Below are 18,631 nucleotides of genomic sequence, written 5' to 3'. Positions count from 1 at the left end.
AAACATCCATGGCGAGTAAATCAGCTTCCATTCAAAGGTCAAGCTGTTTGCGAAATACAGGGGCTTCTTGGTCATATTTTCATCTTTTAAATTAATATGTTAGAATATTTTTATCTCTTTTTGGCTGATTTTCCGATCCGTCTGAGGCGGAAATTCTCCGGGCTAGGCATTTGCGCCCTCGTATGCTAACCGTGCGCCCATCCTGCTTCTGGCGGGAACGTCTTTATTACAACCCAATCCTGCAACAAAGGCATGCATATCAGACCGCTGAAAAACCCTTTTCCCGAAAACGGCGGGGTCCGAAAACCCACAGCACGGGAATACCAGAACAGGCGCGCGGCAGCGAAAACCCCGATTTTTCCGGTACGGAACAGCGGCCGGATGGTTTACTCATCCGGCATGCGCGTCCTCGTCCTGCTCGCCCTGCTTCTTCTTTCGCCGCTGATTTCTCTGGCCGAGAGTCAATCCCCCGAATCCTGGAGGCTTTTGGCCGACAGCACTTCAGCCAGCCATGACAATCAGTATATCGAGGCCTTCGGCAACGTGGTGCTGGACCGGGGCATGGATTACATCCGGGCGGATTACGCCCGCTATTATCACAGCACCAACTGGGTATACCTGCGCGGGGATATCCAGGCGAGATTCCAGGGCGACTATCTCAAGGCCGAAGAAGCGGAATTCGATCTCAATTCTCACGCCGGGTGGCTGAAAAACGGCCAGGTCTTCATGGACGGCCCGCACATGTATTTTGAAGGAGCCATCCTCAAGAAAACGGGCCCCGATACCTACGAATTCCGCGAGGCCACGGTCACCGCCTGCGACGGGGAGCGACCGGCCTGGTCCATCAAGACCAGCCGGGGCGACATCACCATCGACGGCTACGCCCACCTCTGGGCCCCGCGGTTCCAGATTCTGGACCAGCCGGTGCTCTTCTCGCCCTATGCCGTCATCCCGGTCAAAACCAAGCGCCAGAGCGGCTTCCTGCTGCCGGAGATCGGTCACAGCGAACATCTGGGTCTCATTTACGAGCAGCCCTACTATCAGGTCATCGACGAGGAGCAGGACGCCACACTGTTCGCCAACCTCATGACCGGCAAAGGACTCATGCTCGGCGCAGAATACCGGCTGGCCCCGGACATCCATACCAAGGGCATCTGGAAGCTGGACTACCTGTTCGACCAGCAGACGGAAGGCACCTCTCTCTACGAAGACAACGACCACATGAAACGGGAGAACCGTCACCGCTGGTGGGCGCGCGGCAAGTTCGACGGATTTCTCGCGGATCCGGCCTGGAGCGTGAAGATGGACCTGGATCTCGTTTCAGACCAGGACTATCTGCGGGAATTCTCCAAGGGATATTCGGGATTCAGGAAAACCCGGCGGGAATTTCTCCAGCACTTCGGCCGGGATCTGGAAGACAACGACAACGAACTGCGTCTGAACCGTTTTCTGCTCACCAGAAACTGGTCCAACGTGGGTTTCCAGGGCCTTGTGGAATACACCCAGAACCTGGAGTACGGTTCCAACAACAAACTGCCCGGCCGCAGGCGCTCCAGCGATCCCACTCTGCAGCGCCTGCCGGAACTGAATCTGCACCTGTACCAGATGAATCTGCCCTCCACGCCCCTGACTCTGGAAGGCAGCTCCCAGTTCGCCGCTTTCTGGCGGGAATACGGCACCACCGGCTCCCGTTTCGATGTCCATCCCATGCTCGGTCTGCCCCTGCACTCGGCATACGGCTCCCTCATCCCCAAGCTGGGCTTCAGATGGACGGGCTACGTCGTCGAACGCTACGAGAACGAACACCCGGACGTGGATGCCGACAACAGCATGCCCAGCCGCTTTCTGCCCGAATTCACGGCCACCGGGTACACGGAGTTTTCCCGCGTCTTCACCATGGCCGACGAAGACAGTCTCACGCCCGGAAGCGGCTCCTCCCTGCTCGCCCTGCGGCACGCCGTGCAGCCGCGTCTGGAATACGAATACATCCCCTACTCCGACCAGGACAGATACCCCTACTTCGATGAATTGGACCGCATCAGGCCCCGCAACGAGCTGCGCTATTCCCTGACCAACGTCTTCACCGCGAAACGGGGGCAGATCCTGCCCGATCCGGACCAGCGGGGGGAGACGGCCCTGAAAATCGATTACGGCGAACTGGCCCGGCTGCGTCTGGAACAGGGATACGATTTCCGCGAGGCCACCCGCCGGGACATGGAAAACGTCTATCCCCGGCGGCCCTTTACCGATGTCCTGGCCGACCTGACCACCACCCTGACGCCCTGGCTCGCCCTGTCCAACAAGACCTGGTTTTCCCCTTACGAAGGAAAAGTCACGGAACACGAGCATTCCCTTTTCACCGCCTGGGAAAACCGCGCCTATGCCAATTTCGGCCTGACTTTCCTGAAGGAAATCGACGAGTACAAACGGCAGGTCCAGAAACGTCAGAACATCGCCTTTTTCGGCGGGGGATCGTCCTCTCCCCGCAATGGAGCGCCGCCGCCGTGTACCGGACGGACTGGGAGGCTCACGCCGATCTCGAAAAGACCCTGAGCCTGCGCTACGACCACCAATGCTTCTCCGCCGAAACCTCCTGGAGCCGCACGGACACGGACACCCGCTTTGAATTCCGGCTCAACCTGGCCCAGATAGGCTCCGTGGGGCGCTGATGCGGCAGCCTATCCGTCTTCTGTCCGCCGAATTGCAGAACCAGATCGCCGCGGGCGAAGTGGTGGAACGCCCGGCCAGCGTGCTCAAGGAACTGGTGGAGAACGCCCTCGACGCCGGAGCCACCCGGATCCGCATCCATATCCGCGATGGCGGGCAGTCCTTCATCCGCGTCAGCGACAACGGCCGGGGCATCCCCGAGGACGAGCTGGAGCTGGCCCTGACGCGCCACGCCACCAGCAAGCTCTCCGGCGTCGGCGACCTGCAGAACATCCACAGCTTCGGCTTCCGGGGAGAGGCCCTGCCAAGCATCGCCTCCGTCTCGCGTTTCCGTCTGGCCTCGGCCAGGGAGGACGGCGAAGGCGCCGTGCTGGAAGTAGCCCACGGCGTGACGACGCGCGCAGCCAAAACCGCCCTGCCCCGGGGCACGGACATCGAGGTCGGCGACCTTTTTTCCAATGTTCCGGCCCGCCTCAAATTTCTGAAACAGCCCGGCACGGAAGCCAGAAAATGCGCGGAAATCGTAACCCGCATGGCTCTGGCCCATCTGGAGGCGGAATTTGAATTCATCCAGGGGGACCGGACCGTCCACCATTTTCTGGCCGGGGAAACTCTGGCCCGGCGGCTGGCCGCCATATGGCCGGAGAGCATCGTGGACAATCTCCGGCCCGTGGAGCGGCGGGAACACGGCCTGCGCGTCTCCGGCCTGACCGGCGACCCGGCCGCGGCCCAGGCCAGGCCGGACCGCATTCTGATCTACGTGAACCAGCGTCCCATCCAGGACCGGCTGATTTTAAGCGCCGTGCGCGAGGCCTACCGGGGAAAAATCCTGAGCAAGGAATATCCTCAGGCCGTCCTTTTTCTGTCCATCCCGCCGGATCAGGTGGATGTGAATGTGCACCCGGCCAAATCCGAGGTGCGTTTTCAGGATGAACAGGACATTTTCCGGCTGGTGCGAAGCGCGGTGCTGCGCGCTCTGGAAAGCGGGCCCACAGAATATTCCGGCACCGGGGAAAGCCCGGCCGCGTCAGCCCCTGTCTCCTTTCCGGATATACAGGCGAATGCCCGGGAAACATTCGCCGCCTATGCGCCGGATCACAAATTCGCGTCTTCCAGAAACGCCCAGCTGCTTTTTCCCGATCCTCCCGAAGTCCGGGCCGAACCGCAATATTCACCCGCCCCGCCGGTCCGGCCCGAAGCGGCCGATTCTCCTGCTCCGGAACCGCCAGGCATCCTGCACGAGCCCGCGCCGCGCCCTTCCGCTCCGGAGCGGCCGCTCCGGTATCTGGGGCAGTTCGACCGCACCTATCTCATCCTGATAGAAGACGGAAAGCTGGTGCTGATGGACCAGCACGCGGCCCACGAACGTGTTCTCTACCACGCCCTGAGCGCCCAGGGTACGCGCGGTGACCGCCAGCCCCTGCTGGTGCCTCTGGAGCTGTCCCTGCATCCGAGCCAGACCGCCGTGCTTCAGGACATATGGTCTGACCTGCTGGGTCTCGGCTTCTCTCTGGAGCTTTCCGGAACGCGGCGGCTGCTCATCCAGGCCGTGCCCACCCTGCTCGCTCCGGCCGCGGCGCGTGAATTCCTGGAAGACGTGCTGGCGAACAAGGCTCGCTCCATGCACGATCTGTGGGCTGTCATGGCCTGCAAATCCGCCATCAAGGCCGGGGACGCGCTGACCCCGGACGAGGCCCTTGCCCTGCTGGACGCCTGGAACCTGCTGCCGGACAAGGATTTCTGCCCCCACGGCCGCCCGGTGACTGTATGCTGGAGCGTGCCGGATCTGGAAAAACTGTTCAAACGCCGAGGCTAAGGCCGCATGTCCGTTTTCCGTACCTTTCTTCCCGTGCTGACCTTCCTGCTCCTTCCGGCCGCCGCCCTCGCAGAGACTTATGCGGGCACTATCGGGCCCTACTCCGTGGGCATGTCCCTTGCGATTCCGGCCGGAGACGGAGAAGCCGGGGGATCGTATTTCTATCAGAAAACCGGCCTGGACATTGATCTCAAGGGCATGAAACAGGGCCCCTCTTTCACTTTGACCGAACGAAACGCCAAGGGTGAGAAGACCGGTGAATTTCTATGTGTCCTTGAAGGCTCCGGCATCACCGGAAAATGGATCAGCGCCGACGGTAAAAAGGAACTGGCCGTATCCCTGGCGGAAATCTCACCGGACAGGCTCCGGACCATGCAGCAGGACGCGCTGCTGGATGCCTTTGACCGGAGCCATCTGCCGCGAAAGGACGAGTGTATGTCGGCAGGGCTCACCTACACCTTCAAAAACAGCTTCATCCGTTCGTTCATCATCCATACGGAATATCTGTGCGGCCCCTATCCCAGCAGTGAAAGAAAAAACGTCATGTACAACGCGCGGACCAGAAAACCCATCGATTTCTGGACGGAAATCGATCCCGCCCGTCTTGGGGATTTCAAGGAGTATCTGAACCGGGAAACACAGAAGAGATTCGATGAGTGGCGCGGCGGGGCTTCCGATCAGGAATGGGCGGAAGTCTTTTCCCAGTTCGGCTGCAATCAGGTTTACATGGATGAAGAGGACGAATCGCAAGCCCTCGACAGGTTCTTTACCGTGACCGACGCCGCCGCGGTCATGACCGACTTCCACATCTCGGAAGACGGCGTGCACCTGGGCAGATGCCACTATTGCGGGTTTCCGCATGTCGTCCAGGCCCTTGATTTCTGTGACGAGATCATCGTTCCGCCGGCGGTGCTGCAGGACTATCTGAAAAAGGATTCTATTCTCAGGAACCTGGACGCGCCGTAACACGTCCGGGCCGGACGGTTCCGGCCGCAAACCGCCACGGGCCGCCTATTTTTCAACCACACACGGAGGCTTGCCGTGAACATTCTGCTTGTCGGCTCGGGCGGCCGCGAACACGCCCTGGCCTGGAAAATCAGCCGGAGCCCGAAGGTCCGCAGCCTGTACATCGCTCCGGGAAACGGCGGCACGGCCCGGCTGGGCCAGAACATCGTTCTCAGGGACGACGACATCGGCGGCATCGTGGCCTTCGCCCGCGCCCATGCCATCGATCTGGTGGTGACCGGACCTGAAGCGCCGCTGGTTCTCGGCCTGGCCGACGCCCTGAAAGAGGCCGGCATCGCCTGTTTCGGCCCCTGCGCCTTTGCCGCGCAGCTGGAAGGCTCCAAGGCTTTTGCCAAAAACATGATGCGCAAAACCGGTGTGCCCACGGCCGCCTTCACGGTTTTTAACCGGTACGAGGAGGCTCTGGGACACGTCCGCACCCATCCTCTGCCCATGGTGGTCAAGGCCGACGGGCTGGCCGCCGGAAAGGGCGTGGTCATCGCCCAGACCAGAGAAGAGGCCGAAAACGCTCTGAAGGAGATGATGCTGGACAAGGTTTTCGGCCCGGCCGGGGAAACCGTGGTCATCGAGGAAGCCCTGACGGGCGAGGAAGCCTCCTTTCTGGCCTTCTGCGACGGTAAAAACATCGTGCCCATGCCGTCCCTTCAGGACCACAAGCGCATCGGCGACGGCGACACCGGCCCCAACACCGGCGGCATGGGAGCCTACAGCCCCGCGCCGGTACTCGGCGAAAGCCGGTACGCCGCCATGACTGATCTGTGCATGCGTCCCATCGTGGACCGTCTGGCCGCTCTGGGACATCCCTTCCGCGGCGTGCTCTACGCCGGTCTCATGATGACGGACCGGGGCCCCATGGTGCTGGAGTACAACGTGCGCTTCGGCGATCCCGAATGCCAGCCGCTCATGGCCCGCCTGGACTCCGATCTGGTGGACATCATGACCGCCTGCGCCGCGGGGGACCTCGCCGCAGGCCATGTGTCCTTCCGGCCGGAAACCAGCTGCTGCGTGGTCATGGCCGCCAAGGGCTACCCCAGGACTTATCCCAAAGGCATGGTCATCACAGGCATCGAAGAGGCCGAGAAACTTCCGGATGTGGTGGTCTTTCAGGCCGGGACCAAAAGGGACGGCGACCGGATCATCACCACCGGCGGCCGCGTGCTGGGCGTGACCGCCCTGGGAGCCGATCTGGAAAAGGCCCGCGCCCGCGCCTACGAGGCCGTGGAGCGCATTCGTTTCGACAACAGCTACCACAGAACGGACATAGCCTGTAAGGGTCTGGGGAGGAAAGCATGACGCAGGTCGCGGTATTCATGGGCAGCAAATCCGACGAGGGCGTGATCCGGCCCTGCGTGGAAGTGCTGGAAAAACTGGGCATCAGCCACGTCTTCACCGTGACCTCGGCCCATCGGACCCCGGAGCGGACCAGCCGTCTGGTACGCGAGCTCGAGAAAGACGGAGTGCAGGTCTTCATCTGTGCCGCGGGTCTGGCCGCCCACCTGGCCGGAGCTGTGGCGGCCCAGACCATCCGCCCGGTCCTGGGCATTCCGGTCACCGCCTCTTCCCTCTCCGGGCTGGACGCGCTGCTGGCCACCGTCCAGATGCCGCCCGGTTTTCCCGTAGGAACTCTGGCTCTGGACAAGGTCGGTGCGCGCAACGCCGCATGGCTGGCCGCCCAGATTCTGGCCCTGAACGACCCGGATCTGGCCCGGCGCATCGATGCGGAGCGGGCGGCCATGCGTGCCCAGGTGGAGACGGATGCGGCTTCTCTCTGACGGCAAGACTCTCTCGGCTCCGGCCGTCACGGCGACAAAAAAGCCCCGGATTTTCGGCCGGGGCTTTTTGCGTACAATGAGCGGCTACTTCCGCGTGATCTCCGAGCCCACGCCGCCCTGTGTGAACATTTCCAGAAGGATCACGTTTTCCACCCGGCCGTCCAGAATGTGCGCCTTGCCCACGCCGCCGTCCACGGCTTCCAGGCAGCATTTGATCTTGGGGATCATGCCTCCGGTGATCACACCCTGCTCCAGGGCGCGCACGGCCTGATGCAGGGTCATGGACGAGACGAGCTCACCCTTTTTGTCCAGCACGCCCGGCACGTCCGTGAGCAGGATGAGCTTTTTGGCGCCCAGGGCCACGGCCACGGCGCTGGCCACGGAGTCGGCGTTGATGTTGTAGGTGCTGCCGTCGTCGTCCACCCCTACGGGGGCGATGACCGGCACGAAGCCGGAACGCTGCAGGGAATCGATGAGGCCGATGTCCACGGCCGCCACTTCGCCGACCTTGCCCAGATCGATGATTTCCGGCGGTGCGTCGGCCCGCTCCACGGCCATCTCCAGCTTCTGCGCCCGGATCAGATTGCCGTCCTTGCCGGACAGCCCCACGGCCTTGCCGCCCTGGACATTGATCAGGTTCACGATCTCCTTGTTGACCTTGCCCACCAGCACCATCTCCACCACGTCCATGGTGGCGTCGTCGGTCACGCGCAGGCCCTGGCGGAATTCCGAGACAATGCCGAGCTGTTCGAGCATCTTCCCGATCTGCGGTCCGCCGCCGTGCACGATGACCGGATTGACCCCGATATAGCGCAGAAGCTGAATGTTCAGGGCGAATCCCCGGCGCAGGGCCTCATCCTTCATGGCGTGTCCGCCGTATTTGATGACCACGGTCTGACCGTAGAATTCGCGGATGTACGGCAGGGCCTCCAGCAGGATGGACGCTCTGAATGCTTCGTGGTTCATGCTCTCCCCGTCTGGTTGAATGATGTACGTTGTCCGGCGCCTAAAGAATATAGCGGGTCAGATCCCGGTCTTCCTGCACGTCCTGCAGGGCCGCGGCCACATAATCCCGGTCGATGCGCACCGATTCGGCGGACATGTCCGGCGCGTCGAAAGACAAGTCCGCGACAATGCGTTCCATGATGGTGTACAGCCGCCGTGCGCCGATATTCTCCGTTTCCTCGTTGATCTTCTGGGCGAAGCGGGCGATTTCGCGCAGCCCTTCGTCCGCGTATTCCACCTGCACGCCTTCCGTGCCCAGCAGGGCGGTGTACTGCACGGTGAGGGCGTTTTTGGGTTCGGTCAGAATGCGGTAGAAATCCTCCTGGGTCAGGGCCGAAAGCTCCACCCGCAGAGGAAAGCGGCCCTGCAGCTCCGGCACCAGATCCGAGGGTTTGGACATGTGAAAGGCCCCGGCCGCGATGAACAGGATGTGATCCGTGCGGATCATGCCGTACTTGGTGTTCACCGTGGAGCCCTCCACGATGGGCAAGAGGTCGCGCTGAACGCCCTCGCGAGACACGTCGGCCTTGCCCGATCCTCCGCCTCCACAAATCTTGTCGATTTCGTCCAGAAAAACGATGCCCGATTCCTGCACCCGCTCGCGGGCGATCTCATGCACCTTGTCCATGTCGATGAGGCGCTCGCACTCGGACTGGATCAGAATCTCGTAGGCGTTTTTGACCCGTACCTTCTTGGTTTTCTTGCGCTTGGGGAAAACCTTGGAAAACATGTCCTGCATCTGCATTTCCATGCCTTCCATGCCCGGAATGCCCATGGCCTGCATGCCGCCGCCCGGCACGGAGACTTCCACCTCCACCATGCGATCGTCCAGCTTGCCCGCGCGCCACAACTGGCGCAGTTTTTCCCGGGTGGCGTCGGAAGAGGACGACTCCGGCCCCACGTATTCCACACTGCCGGATTCCAGCGGCTTGGTCGGCAGCAGGATGTCCAGCAGGCGTTCCTCGGCCGAGGCCTCGGCCCGGACGCGCACGGAGGCTTCCTCTTCCTGCCGGACCAGATTCACGCCGATCTCCATCAGATCCCGGATGATGGACTCCACGTCCCGGCCCACATAGCCCACCTCGGTGAACTTGGTGGCCTCCACCTTGATGAAGGGTGAACCAGCCAGCCGGGCCAGACGGCGTGCGATTTCCGTCTTGCCCACGCCCGTGGGGCCGATCATGAGTATATTCTTGGGCGCGATCTCCTCGGCCAGTTCCGGATCCAGCTGGCGACGCCGCCAGCGGTTTCTGAGGGCGATGGCCACCATGCGCTTGGCCTCGGTCTGTCCGACGATGTATTTGTCCAGCTCGGCTACGATCTGCTTCGGAGTCAGGGTATTCATCAGGCGTTCCTGGTTACGGTTTCAAAAATGATGTGGTCGTTGGTGTACACGCAGATCTCCGCCGCAATGGCCATGGCGTCGCGTACGATCTCTCCGGCCGGAAGCTCCGTATGCCGGCGCAGGGCGCGGGCCGCGGCCAGGGCGTAAGGTCCACCGGAGCCGATGGCCGCCACGCCGTCGTCGGGCTCGATGACGTCTCCGGTGCCGCTGATTATCAGGATGGTTTCAGCGTCGGCCACCAGCAGCATGGCCTCCAGACGCCGCAGATATTTATCGCTGCGCCAGTCCTTGGCCAGTTCCACGCTGGCCCGGACCAGATTGCCGCCGAACTCCTCCAGCTTGGCCTCGAATTTTTCAAAAAGCGTGAACGCGTCCGCCGTGGATCCGGCGAATCCGCAGACAATCCGGTCACGGTACAGACGCCGGACCTTGCGAGCGCCGTGCTTGATGGCAATGGCCTGCCCCAGAGTGACCTGTCCGTCTCCGGCCAGGGCCACGCCGTGTTCATCCTTGACGGCCAGAATGGTCGTTCCGCGTATTTCCTGCATGTGCATATCCTTGGTTCGGGGTTTCGGAAAGCCACCAGATGGGCCAGATAAACACATTATCCTCCGAAGAAAAGACCGCCGGGTCAGAAAATACCGAAATTTCCGGCCGGCCGCACTCTCCGGATCTTTTTGAAACGCGGCCATGAAAAGCTCACCGGGCGCCTGCATCCTTTGATTTTGTGGATGCCCTTTCCGGGTAAAAATTCCCCATCAGCAGACATGAATCCACATTTATCTTTATATTTCAAGATACTAAATTCATCCGCTTATGCGCGGGGTGTTTTTCCCGTATGGGGAGAAACGCCCCGATTTTTTCTCTGCGAGCTCATCCGGCATACCCATTTTCCATACCCACGGTTTTTCTTCTCTGACTGGATTATCTTTAGCCAAAATAAATCAAAGTGTTACAGAGATACCCTCCTCCATTTCCATAGTCCCAGAAACATAACCGATGGCTATTCTGGCACGTCCATTGCCTTTTACGGTCAGGAAGTCATCGTGTCCGGCCAAGGGGAGCGTGAAATGAGCGTGCTGCTGATCCACAGCGACATCCGGTTCATGGAACCCATCGAAAAAAGTCTGGAGGCATGGCCGGTGGAGCTGCTCCATACGGACAACGGCCAGGACGCCATGCGTATTCTGGCCCGCCACGGCGAAATCGAAGTGGTCATTCTGGAGGTGGACGATTCCGGCGGGCAGTCCATGGACCTGCTGCGGAGCATCAAGGCACGATATCCCCTGGTGGAAGTGCTCATGCTGACGGAAACCTCGTCCATGGAATGGGCCGTCGAAGGCATGCGCCTGGGTGCCGCCGACTACCTGATGAAAGATGGCGGCCCGGTGGAACTGGCGGCGAAAATCCGCGAGGCGGCGGAGAAAAAACGCCGGCATGAGGAGAAAATCATCGATGCCCGGACTCGTGAGATGGCCAGCCGCAGCACTTAGGAGGTGACGCCGGGAGCGCTGGCCGGACAGAGGACATGCGGGCATTCAGGTCTCAAGCAACGGAAAACCAAAAGGAGGCGGTGAGAAGTATGGAATTCTTCAAAACATGGGGCGCATTCATGGTGGAGGGCTCACGCGCCTTCGCCCGGTGGGAGGTAGAGAACGCACGGGTCATTCTGGGCGACAGGAAACGGATCTGGCTTTTGGCTCTGCTGCTGCTCCCGGTCATTCTGGGAGGCTGGGCTTTCGCCGACGAAATCGGGCAGGCGCTGCCGGCCACCATCGGCGGCAAGGAAGCCTACAGCCCATCCTATTACAGCATGTATATTTTCTGTGTTTCCATCTTCATCGGCGTGGGTGCGGGACTCATATCCGGATGTATCGGCGCGGGCGGCGGGTTCATCATCGCCCCGGCCCTGATGAGCGCAGGAGTCAAGGGCATCCTGGCCGTAGGCACAGACCTCTTCCACATTTTCGCCAAGGCCATCATGGGCAGCGTTCTGCACCGCAAGATGGGCAACGTCTCCGTACCTCTGGCCCTGGTCTTCCTGATCGGCGCCATCATCGGCACTACTGTGGGTGCGGGTATCAACCGCGCTCTGTACAACATCAACCCGGTCTTGAGCGACGCCTTCATCACCACCGTGTACACGGTCATGCTGGGCTTCCTCGGTTTCTACGGCATGTTCGACTATTTCAATGCCAAGAAAGCCGGAAAAGCGGCCGGTGGACACGACACGAAGGAAGGCGCGGCCATGACCGGCCTGGCCCGGAAGCTCCAGGCCGTGAACCTGCCGCCAATGGTCACGTTCGACCAGGGGCTCATCCCCGGAGGCCGGAAGATCTCCTGGCTGTTCCTCGTGCTTTCCGGCGCCCTGGTGGGTATGGCTGCGGGAATCATGGGCGTCGGCGGCGGCTTCCTGACCTTCCCCATCTTTGTCTATGTGCTGGGAGTTTCGTCCCTGACCACCGTGGGTACGGATATTTTCCAGATCGTCTTCACGGCCGGGTATGGCGCCATAACGCAGTACGCCATCTACGGCTTCATCTTCTACACGCTGGCCATGGGCATGCTGCTGGGCTCTCTTCTGGGCATCCAGATCGGCGCGCTGGTGACCAAGGTCGTACCGGGCATCACCATTCGCGGATTCTTCGCCCTGTCGGTCATGGCCGGTTTCGTGAACCGGTTCTTCGCCCTGCCCAAGAAACTGGTTTCCATGGGCTACCTGCCCGAAACGTGGCTTGGCGCGACCAAAATGATGGACAAGATCGGCATGTATCTGTTTTTCATCGTCATCACCTTGTTCGGACTTTGGGTTTTCAGCGCGTTTTTCAAAAACATCAAGGTGTTGAAAGGGGAGGCGTAGAATCATGGTACATAACAAAAAGGAATTCACCGGCGGCAGCGTCCTGCTCGTGATTTTTTTCATCGTGCTTTTCGCCATGTTCCAGCCCATTTTCGACGGACACAACGCCATGGCCTATCTGGACAACCTGTACAACTCCATTTCCAAAGGTTCGGCCTACTATGTGGATGACCTGCGGGAAGAGGCCAAGTCCGTCGCCGGGTATCAGATCAATGCCAAGATCAGAATGGAGAACGAAAGCCAGGCTGCGGACAGTGCGGCCCTGATCACCAAGGCGGGCGGCATGGCTGAAGCCAGCGGCAGGGATCTGACCGTCAGCGGCGACTACGCAGGCATCCTGAGCGCCAGCCTGGATGACGCGGACACGATGTACCATAACGACGGTGCGGCACTGAAGGCCAAATACCCGAATTATGAAAACAGGGACGACCGGCAGATACTCTATGACTGGAACACCATGCTGGCCGGTTTCGACAAGGCCCTCAAAGAGCAGCACGCTTTCGAGCAGGCCAAAGTGGCGGTGAACATCAACGCCAAGGTGGTGGAGACGGCCTATAACTATTACAAGGTGACGCCGGAGAACATCAAGGACAAGATGGGCATCGTCATCTTCTCCCTGCTGTTCTACGTTTTCTACACCATGTGGTACGGGTTCGCCATTCTGTTCGTCTTTGAGGGCTGGGGGCTCAAGATCAGCGGACATTAATAGCGAAGCGGCACGGAAAAACACGGCGCGCGGGCAAAGTCCGCGCGCTTTTTTGTGTCCGCTGGCCATCGGCAATCCCCGGTCACGCCCGAACCGCTGCCATTCCCCTGCCATACCCTGTTTGCAGCTCCGCAGCGGGCGGCCCGGCCGGTTTTCTGGTGCCCCACATGACAGAACATCTTCCATTCTGAACCGGACCTCTGAATGCCACCGGATACAGGCACACACCGCTGGGGAAAAGCCTGCCGCCGTCCGAAAAACAAACGGCGCGGATTTCCGAAAAAATCCGCACCGTAAAACTACGGAGCAATCCCGCCGACGTGCAGTCGGATCAGGAAAGTGGTATGGCCTTTCCGTTCACGGTCAGCCGTCCCTGATTCAGGACCACCCTGCTTTTGATCCGCTCGCCGTCATTGACGATGAAATTCTTTCTCAGCAGCGGCCCGAGCTGGGCGTCGTAAGCCTGGTCGATCAGCGTCGCATTTTCCTCTTCGGACATGCCGCCACCGAGACTCCGCGCTACAATATGCCGGACCAGGCTGTTCTGCGCGGAAATCTCGCCCCGGGCCTCCAGCCGTTGCAGCAGCCAGTGAGGCGTCATGACTATGTGAGCGGCGGAACCCTCCAGCCGGATATCGAGATGCCCCTCCACATTGCCCTCATCCGTATGCAGACTGAGGCGGGGAATCTGGAATTCCGGACCGGCGGCCAACATCTTGGTGAAAAAATCCTGTGCGAAGGCGCCCATCTGCTGAGCCGCTTCCGCCGTGATTTCCTTCTGTTCGGACATGTCACGCAGACGCTTGTTCAGATCGCTCATGGCCTGAGCATCCAGATTGCGTACCGCCATGTCCATAAAAAAGGGCCCGTATGTCTTTTCCCCGACCATCAGGCTGTCGAGGGTCGCATTCTGAACATTGAACAACCGGCTGAACTTGATGCCGCTCTCGGATGTCATATGCAGGCCACTCAAGGTGACGGACGGTTTCTCCTCTCTGGCGACCTCAAGATGGGCCAGCTTCAGGGTCGAGTTGCCCACATACACCCAGGGCAGTCCCTCCTGCATGTCAAACGTGCAGCTCAGACCGCTCAGGCCACTTTTTCCATGCTCGTCCTGCACCCGCAAGCCGGGAAAATTCAGATTTCCGGTGAGGGTTCCCTTTTGCCGGTCGTGCAAAAAATGTACAGAACTGGCTTCCATTTCGAACGAAATCCCGCTTTCCGCGTCAGAAACGGCAACGGCCGGCATCTGCATCACGCCGTCAACTGCCCCCAGCAAGCCGATCCAGGCTTTGGCCCGGATCTGTTCCAACGCCGGGGCCTCAGCCAAAATTTTGCGGAAAATTTCCGGCTGGTCTGCGGCGCTGGCCAGGAATGTCTCCGCCTGCGCCAGAGCCGGACGCAGTTCCTCGCCGGTCTCCAGCGGCAGCGGACCATGGCGGAATATGTGTTCCATGATCAGGGCGAATTCCTCCCCTTCCGCCTTTTTCGGGTCGGCCAGAACCACGCGGGTTGCAGCCTTGGAAACAAACAGACCCCGTTCGTACCGGATATTGGCGAACGTGAGTGGTCCCTGACTGTAATCACGCAAGGCATCCATATAGCTGTCCCGGGCCATGTTTCCGGACACGAAAATGGCTCCAAACCCGAGCAGTACAAGAAGCAGCAGCAAAACAAGTATCTTCTTCATTTCCTCTTTCTCTCCTCTCCGTATAAACGGCATGCACCGTCATGTGATGGGCATTGCTGACACAGAGTCCCGGAAAAAACAATGCTCATGGTAAATCCACGATGCGAAGCACGCATCATCACAAATGGAAGCGGTATGGCATTTCTGGAGGCAGTAGAAAAAGAACGCGCGGCGAAATCAAATCCGGCAGGGACTGGAAGCGGCCGAAATCGTCAATGGAGGTATGCCTTCCACAGCCACATGCCCGGACTGTCAGCACCCCACAGACAGAGAAGCGGCCGCATCGGACAGAACAGCCGAAACACACCGTTGGCCGGAGACTTTCGGCAGATGTGTTCAGAAATACCGCAGAACCAATTGGGGAGAGTTGCCGGAAATTTTTTTCTCCACCTGTCCTACAGCCGCATTCCCCAGTTGTCCGAGGCCAGCCGGGCGCCGCTGGATGTGACCAGCAGACAACTGTGGCCGGGCAGGGAGTCCGTCAGGCGCAAGGCTTCGCGCGGATGCATGAGACTCAAGGCCGTGGCCAGCCCGTCGGCTTGCATGACTGTGGGAGCCTGGACACTGACAGATCGCACGTATGCGGGCGACGCGCCCGTATCCGGGTTGATCAGGTGATGCGAAGTGCCGGCCTTGTCGAAGCCGGATTCATAACCGCCGGAAGTGGCTACGGCTCCCGAGCGCAGTTCGATGACCGCCGGATAGTTGCCGCCCTTGTCCGGATCCTGGATGGCGATGCGCCAGGGACGGCCTTCCGGCGCGCCCTGCACACGGATATCACCGCCCGCGTCCACCAGATATGTATCGATGCCCATCCTTTCCAAAGCGGCTGCGGCGCGGTCGGCGATATGCCCCTTGGCCACGCCGTCCAGTGTGACGGCCATGCCCCGTGAACCAAAGCGGATATCCCCGTCCCGGCGGGACATTCTACCGGCGTCCACCAGGGCCAGAGCCTCGCGCAGTTCGTTCTCGTCCGGCGCGCCGTGCGTACGGGCCAGCAGATTGACCACCGGAGCAACGGTGACGTCGAACAACCCGCCGCTTCGCATAAACAGCCCGTCGCTGAAATCCAGAACACTCAAAAGCTCTTCGGGCGCATCGCAAAGCCGCCCTTCCCTGTTCAAAATGGAAAGAGGCGTGGACGCGTCGAAACGGTCGAATACGCAAATCTGACTCTCCATCTCCGCAAAGGCCCGGACCACGGCCTCCTCCCCCTGCATTCGGGATGAGGCCAGCACCGTCAGCCCCACAAATGTTCCCATGAGCATGCGCTCTTCCTGAATCCGGATTCGCCCGGAACCGGCCGCGGCGGGAACAACCCGCACAACCGGAGCCAGAGCCGCTCCGGCGGCCAACATGGCAAGACGCTTCAGAAAAGTCCGTCGGTCGGACTGCAATGCAGGGATCATGCTCTCTCTCCGTACCGTTTGGCGGATATTACGTGTTTCAGTCGCACGGCCGAACTTCATGGATTTCTCCCGGGATCGCACGGTCCTATTCCCCGGCGCGCAGCTCCGCCACATGAGATTCCTCGGGATAGCCGGCGGGCTCCGTTTCCGGCGCATCGGCGATCTGTTCCGGGTTCAGGCAGCGCAGAATCTTCCGGGGGCATTTCTCCACGCAGACTTCCTCGCAGGACGGGCCGTAATCCAGGCAGGCCTTGTGGTCGATGACGATACGGTCGTCTTCCAGGCGGATGCACTGGGCCGGACACTTTTTGATGCACGCCCCGCAGCTGATGCAGCCCACTCCGCACACATCCCGCACGGCCTTGCCCTTGTCCCGGGACGAACAGAAGACCATGACCCGCGCCCGCCGGGGAATGAGTTCCAGAATACCGTTGGGGCATATCTTGGCGCAGGTGCCGCAACTGGTGCATTTGGACGGGGAAATGCGGACCATGCCGTCTTCCAGCCACATGGCGTCAAAGGGGCAGGCCCGGGCGCAGTCACCAAAGCCCATGCAGGAATAGGAACAGGCGTCCGGGCCGCCGCCCAGCATCTTGGCTGCGGCGCAGGTCATGACGCCCGCGTAATCGTACTTTCTGGCCACTTGGCCTTCGACTTTCATGCACCGCCGAAACATGACCCGGGGCTCGGAATCGCCGGCGGCCTTGCCTGTCAGCTCGGCCACGCGAATGGCCACATCGGGGCCGCCCGCGCAGCACTTGTCGGGGGCCATGTCCGGATCATTGATGACGGCGATGGCGTAAGCCTCACACCCGGCAAAGCCGCATCCGCCGCAGTTGGCTCCGGGCAGGGCTTCGGTGACGACCTCGATGCGCGGATCTTCCTCCACATACAGCACTTTGGAGGCGATGGCCAAAATGGCGGCGGAGACAAAGCCCAGGCCGAACAGGGTCAGAACGGAGACGGTAATCATAAGGCTGTTCCTGAGGATGAAAACATGAAAATCAGGCGGCAAACGGCCGCTCAAGCGATCATGCCCTTGAAGGCCATAAAGGCCAGGGACATGATTCCGGCCATGACCAGCCCGATGGGCACGCCGCGCATGGCCCGTGGAATCCGCGTGATCTCGAAACGCTCCCGGATGCCCGCCAGCACCACCAGAGCCAGCATGAAACCAGTTCCGGCGGCCATGGCGTAGAGTACGGAAGTCAGAAAATCGTATTCCTTTCGCTGCACCAGAATGGCGACGCCCAGCACCGCGCAGTTGGTGGTGATAAGAGGCAGAAAAATGCCCAGCGACTTGTAAAGCGGCGGCACGGCCTTCTTCAGAAACATCTCCACGAACTGCACCAGAGCCGCGATGACCAGAATGAAGACGATGGTCTGCAGATAGCCCAGTTTGAACGGGACAAGCACATGCTTCTGGATGAGAAAGGTGAAGATGGTGGCCATGATGGTCACGAAGATGACGGCCAGGCCCATGCCGATGGACACGCTCTTTTCCTTGGAGCAGCCGAGATAAGGGCAGTTGCCGAGATACTGGGCCAGAACGATGTTGTTCACAAAGATGGCCGAGATGAAAAACAGAAAAGTACCCATACGCTACTCCTGCGCCGCGCCTGGAGCCGTGGTCAGCCGCTCCAGCTTTTTTTGCTGCACGATCTTCTCCAGTCCCTTGCAGGCCGTGCACCCGGAGCACCCGGCATCGAAATGGGGGTCGACATCCAGCCCCTTGCGCCTGGCCTGCCAGGCGTTCAGAAAATTCATTCCGGCCAGAATGAGCCCCAGACAGACAAAAGCTCCCGGAGCTTCCACCATGAAGGTGAACGGCTGGAAGCCAGGTCCGAAAAGCTCCTTTCCGAACAGGGTTCCAGCGCCCAAGGCTTCGCGGATGCTGCCCAGAAAAGTCAGGGAGATGGTGAAGCCGATGCCCATGCCCAGACCGTCGGCCAGGGCCAGATGCGGCGGGTTCTTGGCCGCAAAGGCCTCGGCCCGGCCCAGGATGATGCAGTTGACCACGATGAGCGGCACGAAAATGCCGAGCTGCTGGTACAACCCGTAGGTGAAAGCCTGCATGAGCATTTCCACCGTGACCACAAGAGATGCGGCAATGGCGATGAAACAGGCGATACGCACCTTCTTGGGGATGAGATTGCGCACCAGGGAAATGATGACATTGCTCAGGGTAAGTACGAAAATGACCGCAGCACCCATTCCCAGGCCGTTTTCCGCCGTATTGGTCACCGCCAGGACCGGACACAGCCCCAGCACCAGCCGAAAAGGCGGCAGCTCCTTCCACAAGCCTTTGGTGAATTCCTGCATCATGCTGGCCATA

17 protein-coding genes are annotated in these 18,631 nt (G+C 60.5%); 9 read left to right on the top strand and 8 right to left on the bottom strand.

The features are described from left to right. Positions 1 to 381: 381 nt before the first annotated feature. From AXF15_RS07325 to purE, 6 genes are all read left to right on the top strand, one after another. Complete coding sequence (locus AXF15_RS07325) at positions 382 to 2,553, top strand: LPS-assembly protein LptD (protein ID WP_211258962.1); 2,172 nt, start codon at positions 382 to 384, stop codon at positions 2,551 to 2,553. Then, entirely contained in the window at positions 2,505 to 2,669 is a 165-nt protein-coding gene (locus tag AXF15_RS14190) for a hypothetical protein (protein ID WP_154666847.1), read from the top strand. Before AXF15_RS07325 ends, AXF15_RS14190 begins: the two co-directional genes overlap by 49 nt. Beyond that, positions 2,669 to 4,483, top strand: coding sequence for a DNA mismatch repair endonuclease MutL (gene mutL, locus AXF15_RS07320; protein ID WP_066605394.1), 1,815 nt, complete (start codon positions 2,669 to 2,671; stop codon positions 4,481 to 4,483). Before AXF15_RS14190 ends, mutL begins: the two co-directional genes overlap by 1 nt. Before the next feature lie 6 nt (positions 4,484 to 4,489). Then, entirely contained in the window at positions 4,490 to 5,449 is a 960-nt protein-coding gene (locus tag AXF15_RS07315) for a hypothetical protein (protein WP_066605393.1), read from the top strand. Between the two features lie 75 nt (positions 5,450 to 5,524). Beyond that, positions 5,525 to 6,802: a phosphoribosylamine--glycine ligase gene (gene purD, locus AXF15_RS07310; protein ID WP_066605378.1), complete on the top strand. Its 1,278-nt coding sequence runs from the start codon at positions 5,525 to 5,527 to the stop codon at positions 6,800 to 6,802. Continuing rightward, positions 6,799 to 7,281, top strand: coding sequence for a 5-(carboxyamino)imidazole ribonucleotide mutase (purE, locus tag AXF15_RS07305; RefSeq protein WP_066605376.1), 483 nt, complete (start codon positions 6,799 to 6,801; stop codon positions 7,279 to 7,281). The genes purD and purE overlap by 4 nt, the downstream gene beginning before the upstream one ends. An 84-nt stretch (positions 7,282 to 7,365) precedes the next feature. On the opposite strand, the gene argB is transcribed toward purE, so the two are convergent. From argB to hslV, 3 genes are read right to left on the bottom strand one after another with little or no spacing between them, the layout of a single operon-like run. Then, positions 7,366 to 8,247, bottom strand: coding sequence for an acetylglutamate kinase (gene argB, locus AXF15_RS07300; RefSeq protein ID WP_066605375.1), 882 nt, complete (start codon positions 8,245 to 8,247; stop codon positions 7,366 to 7,368). Between the two features lie 40 nt (positions 8,248 to 8,287). Continuing rightward, positions 8,288 to 9,631 (bottom strand): ATP-dependent protease ATPase subunit HslU, encoded by a 1,344-nt coding sequence (hslU, locus tag AXF15_RS07295; RefSeq protein WP_066605373.1) that lies wholly within the window; start codon positions 9,629 to 9,631, stop codon positions 8,288 to 8,290. After that, on the bottom strand, positions 9,631 to 10,179 hold the full coding sequence (hslV, locus tag AXF15_RS07290; protein ID WP_066605371.1) for an ATP-dependent protease subunit HslV: 549 nt from the start codon (positions 10,177 to 10,179) through the stop codon (positions 9,631 to 9,633). The genes hslU and hslV overlap by 1 nt, the downstream gene beginning before the upstream one ends. A 522-nt stretch (positions 10,180 to 10,701) precedes the next feature. Here hslV and AXF15_RS07285 point away from each other — a divergent pair. From AXF15_RS07285 to AXF15_RS07275, 3 genes are all read left to right on the top strand, one after another. Then, positions 10,702 to 11,124: a response regulator gene (locus tag AXF15_RS07285; protein WP_066605364.1), complete on the top strand. Its 423-nt coding sequence runs from the start codon at positions 10,702 to 10,704 to the stop codon at positions 11,122 to 11,124. 89 nt (positions 11,125 to 11,213) lie between these two features. Next, positions 11,214 to 12,491: a sulfite exporter TauE/SafE family protein gene (locus tag AXF15_RS07280; RefSeq protein WP_066605356.1), complete on the top strand. Its 1,278-nt coding sequence runs from the start codon at positions 11,214 to 11,216 to the stop codon at positions 12,489 to 12,491. A gap of 4 nt (positions 12,492 to 12,495) precedes the next feature. Beyond that, positions 12,496 to 13,197, top strand: a complete 702-nt coding sequence (locus AXF15_RS07275) for a hypothetical protein (protein WP_066605353.1) — start codon at positions 12,496 to 12,498, stop codon at positions 13,195 to 13,197. Between the two features lie 331 nt (positions 13,198 to 13,528). Here the strand turns inward: AXF15_RS07275 and AXF15_RS07270 are convergent, their stop codons facing one another. From AXF15_RS07270 to rsxE, 5 genes are all read right to left on the bottom strand, one after another. Next, the gene (locus tag AXF15_RS07270; RefSeq protein WP_066605350.1) at positions 13,529 to 14,887 is read right to left on the bottom strand and encodes a YdgA family protein; all 1,359 of its coding nucleotides are present in this window, start codon (positions 14,885 to 14,887) and stop codon (positions 13,529 to 13,531) included. Between the two features lie 395 nt (positions 14,888 to 15,282). Then, the gene (locus AXF15_RS07265) at positions 15,283 to 16,296 is read right to left on the bottom strand and encodes an FAD:protein FMN transferase (protein ID WP_066605348.1); all 1,014 of its coding nucleotides are present in this window, start codon (positions 16,294 to 16,296) and stop codon (positions 15,283 to 15,285) included. Positions 16,297 to 16,381: 85 nt separating this feature from the next. Beyond that, a complete protein-coding gene (gene rnfB / locus AXF15_RS07260) occupies positions 16,382 to 17,269 on the bottom strand; it encodes an RnfABCDGE type electron transport complex subunit B (protein WP_066605345.1) in 888 nt (295 codons plus the stop codon). Positions 17,270 to 17,319: 50 nt separating this feature from the next. After that, complete coding sequence (locus AXF15_RS07255) at positions 17,320 to 17,895, bottom strand: electron transport complex protein RnfA (protein WP_066605343.1); 576 nt, start codon at positions 17,893 to 17,895, stop codon at positions 17,320 to 17,322. Positions 17,896 to 17,898: 3 nt separating this feature from the next. Further along, positions 17,899 to 18,630: an electron transport complex subunit RsxE gene (rsxE, locus tag AXF15_RS07250; protein ID WP_066605340.1), complete on the bottom strand. Its 732-nt coding sequence runs from the start codon at positions 18,628 to 18,630 to the stop codon at positions 17,899 to 17,901. Position 18,631 lies beyond the last annotated feature (1 nt).

The organism is Desulfomicrobium orale DSM 12838, assembly GCF_001553625.1.
GTDB lineage: Bacteria > Desulfobacterota > Desulfovibrionia > Desulfovibrionales > Desulfomicrobiaceae > Desulfomicrobium > Desulfomicrobium orale.
This window is presented reverse-complemented; position numbering and strand designations above follow the sequence as displayed.

Coding starts and splice junctions, on each gene's coding strand:
- AXF15_RS07285 (WP_066605364.1), top strand. CDS start 10,702: ATGAGCGTGCTGCTGATCCACAGCGACATCCGGTTCATGGAACCCATC.
- argB (WP_066605375.1), bottom strand. CDS start 8,247: ATGAACCACGAAGCATTCAGAGCGTCCATCCTGCTGGAGGCCCTGCCG.
- AXF15_RS07325 (WP_211258962.1), top strand. CDS start 382: ATGGTTTACTCATCCGGCATGCGCGTCCTCGTCCTGCTCGCCCTGCTT.
- AXF15_RS07315 (WP_066605393.1), top strand. CDS start 4,490: ATGTCCGTTTTCCGTACCTTTCTTCCCGTGCTGACCTTCCTGCTCCTT.
- AXF15_RS07255 (WP_066605343.1), bottom strand. CDS start 17,895: ATGGGTACTTTTCTGTTTTTCATCTCGGCCATCTTTGTGAACAACATC.
- AXF15_RS07270 (WP_066605350.1), bottom strand. CDS start 14,887: ATGAAGAAGATACTTGTTTTGCTGCTGCTTCTTGTACTGCTCGGGTTT.
- AXF15_RS07280 (WP_066605356.1), top strand. CDS start 11,214: ATGGAATTCTTCAAAACATGGGGCGCATTCATGGTGGAGGGCTCACGC.
- mutL (WP_066605394.1), top strand. CDS start 2,669: ATGCGGCAGCCTATCCGTCTTCTGTCCGCCGAATTGCAGAACCAGATC.
- purE (WP_066605376.1), top strand. CDS start 6,799: ATGACGCAGGTCGCGGTATTCATGGGCAGCAAATCCGACGAGGGCGTG.
- hslV (WP_066605371.1), bottom strand. CDS start 10,179: ATGCAGGAAATACGCGGAACGACCATTCTGGCCGTCAAGGATGAACAC.
- rnfB (WP_066605345.1), bottom strand. CDS start 17,269: ATGATTACCGTCTCCGTTCTGACCCTGTTCGGCCTGGGCTTTGTCTCC.
- hslU (WP_066605373.1), bottom strand. CDS start 9,631: ATGAATACCCTGACTCCGAAGCAGATCGTAGCCGAGCTGGACAAATAC.
- rsxE (WP_066605340.1), bottom strand. CDS start 18,630: ATGGCCAGCATGATGCAGGAATTCACCAAAGGCTTGTGGAAGGAGCTG.
- AXF15_RS07265 (WP_066605348.1), bottom strand. CDS start 16,296: ATGATCCCTGCATTGCAGTCCGACCGACGGACTTTTCTGAAGCGTCTT.
- AXF15_RS07275 (WP_066605353.1), top strand. CDS start 12,496: ATGGTACATAACAAAAAGGAATTCACCGGCGGCAGCGTCCTGCTCGTG.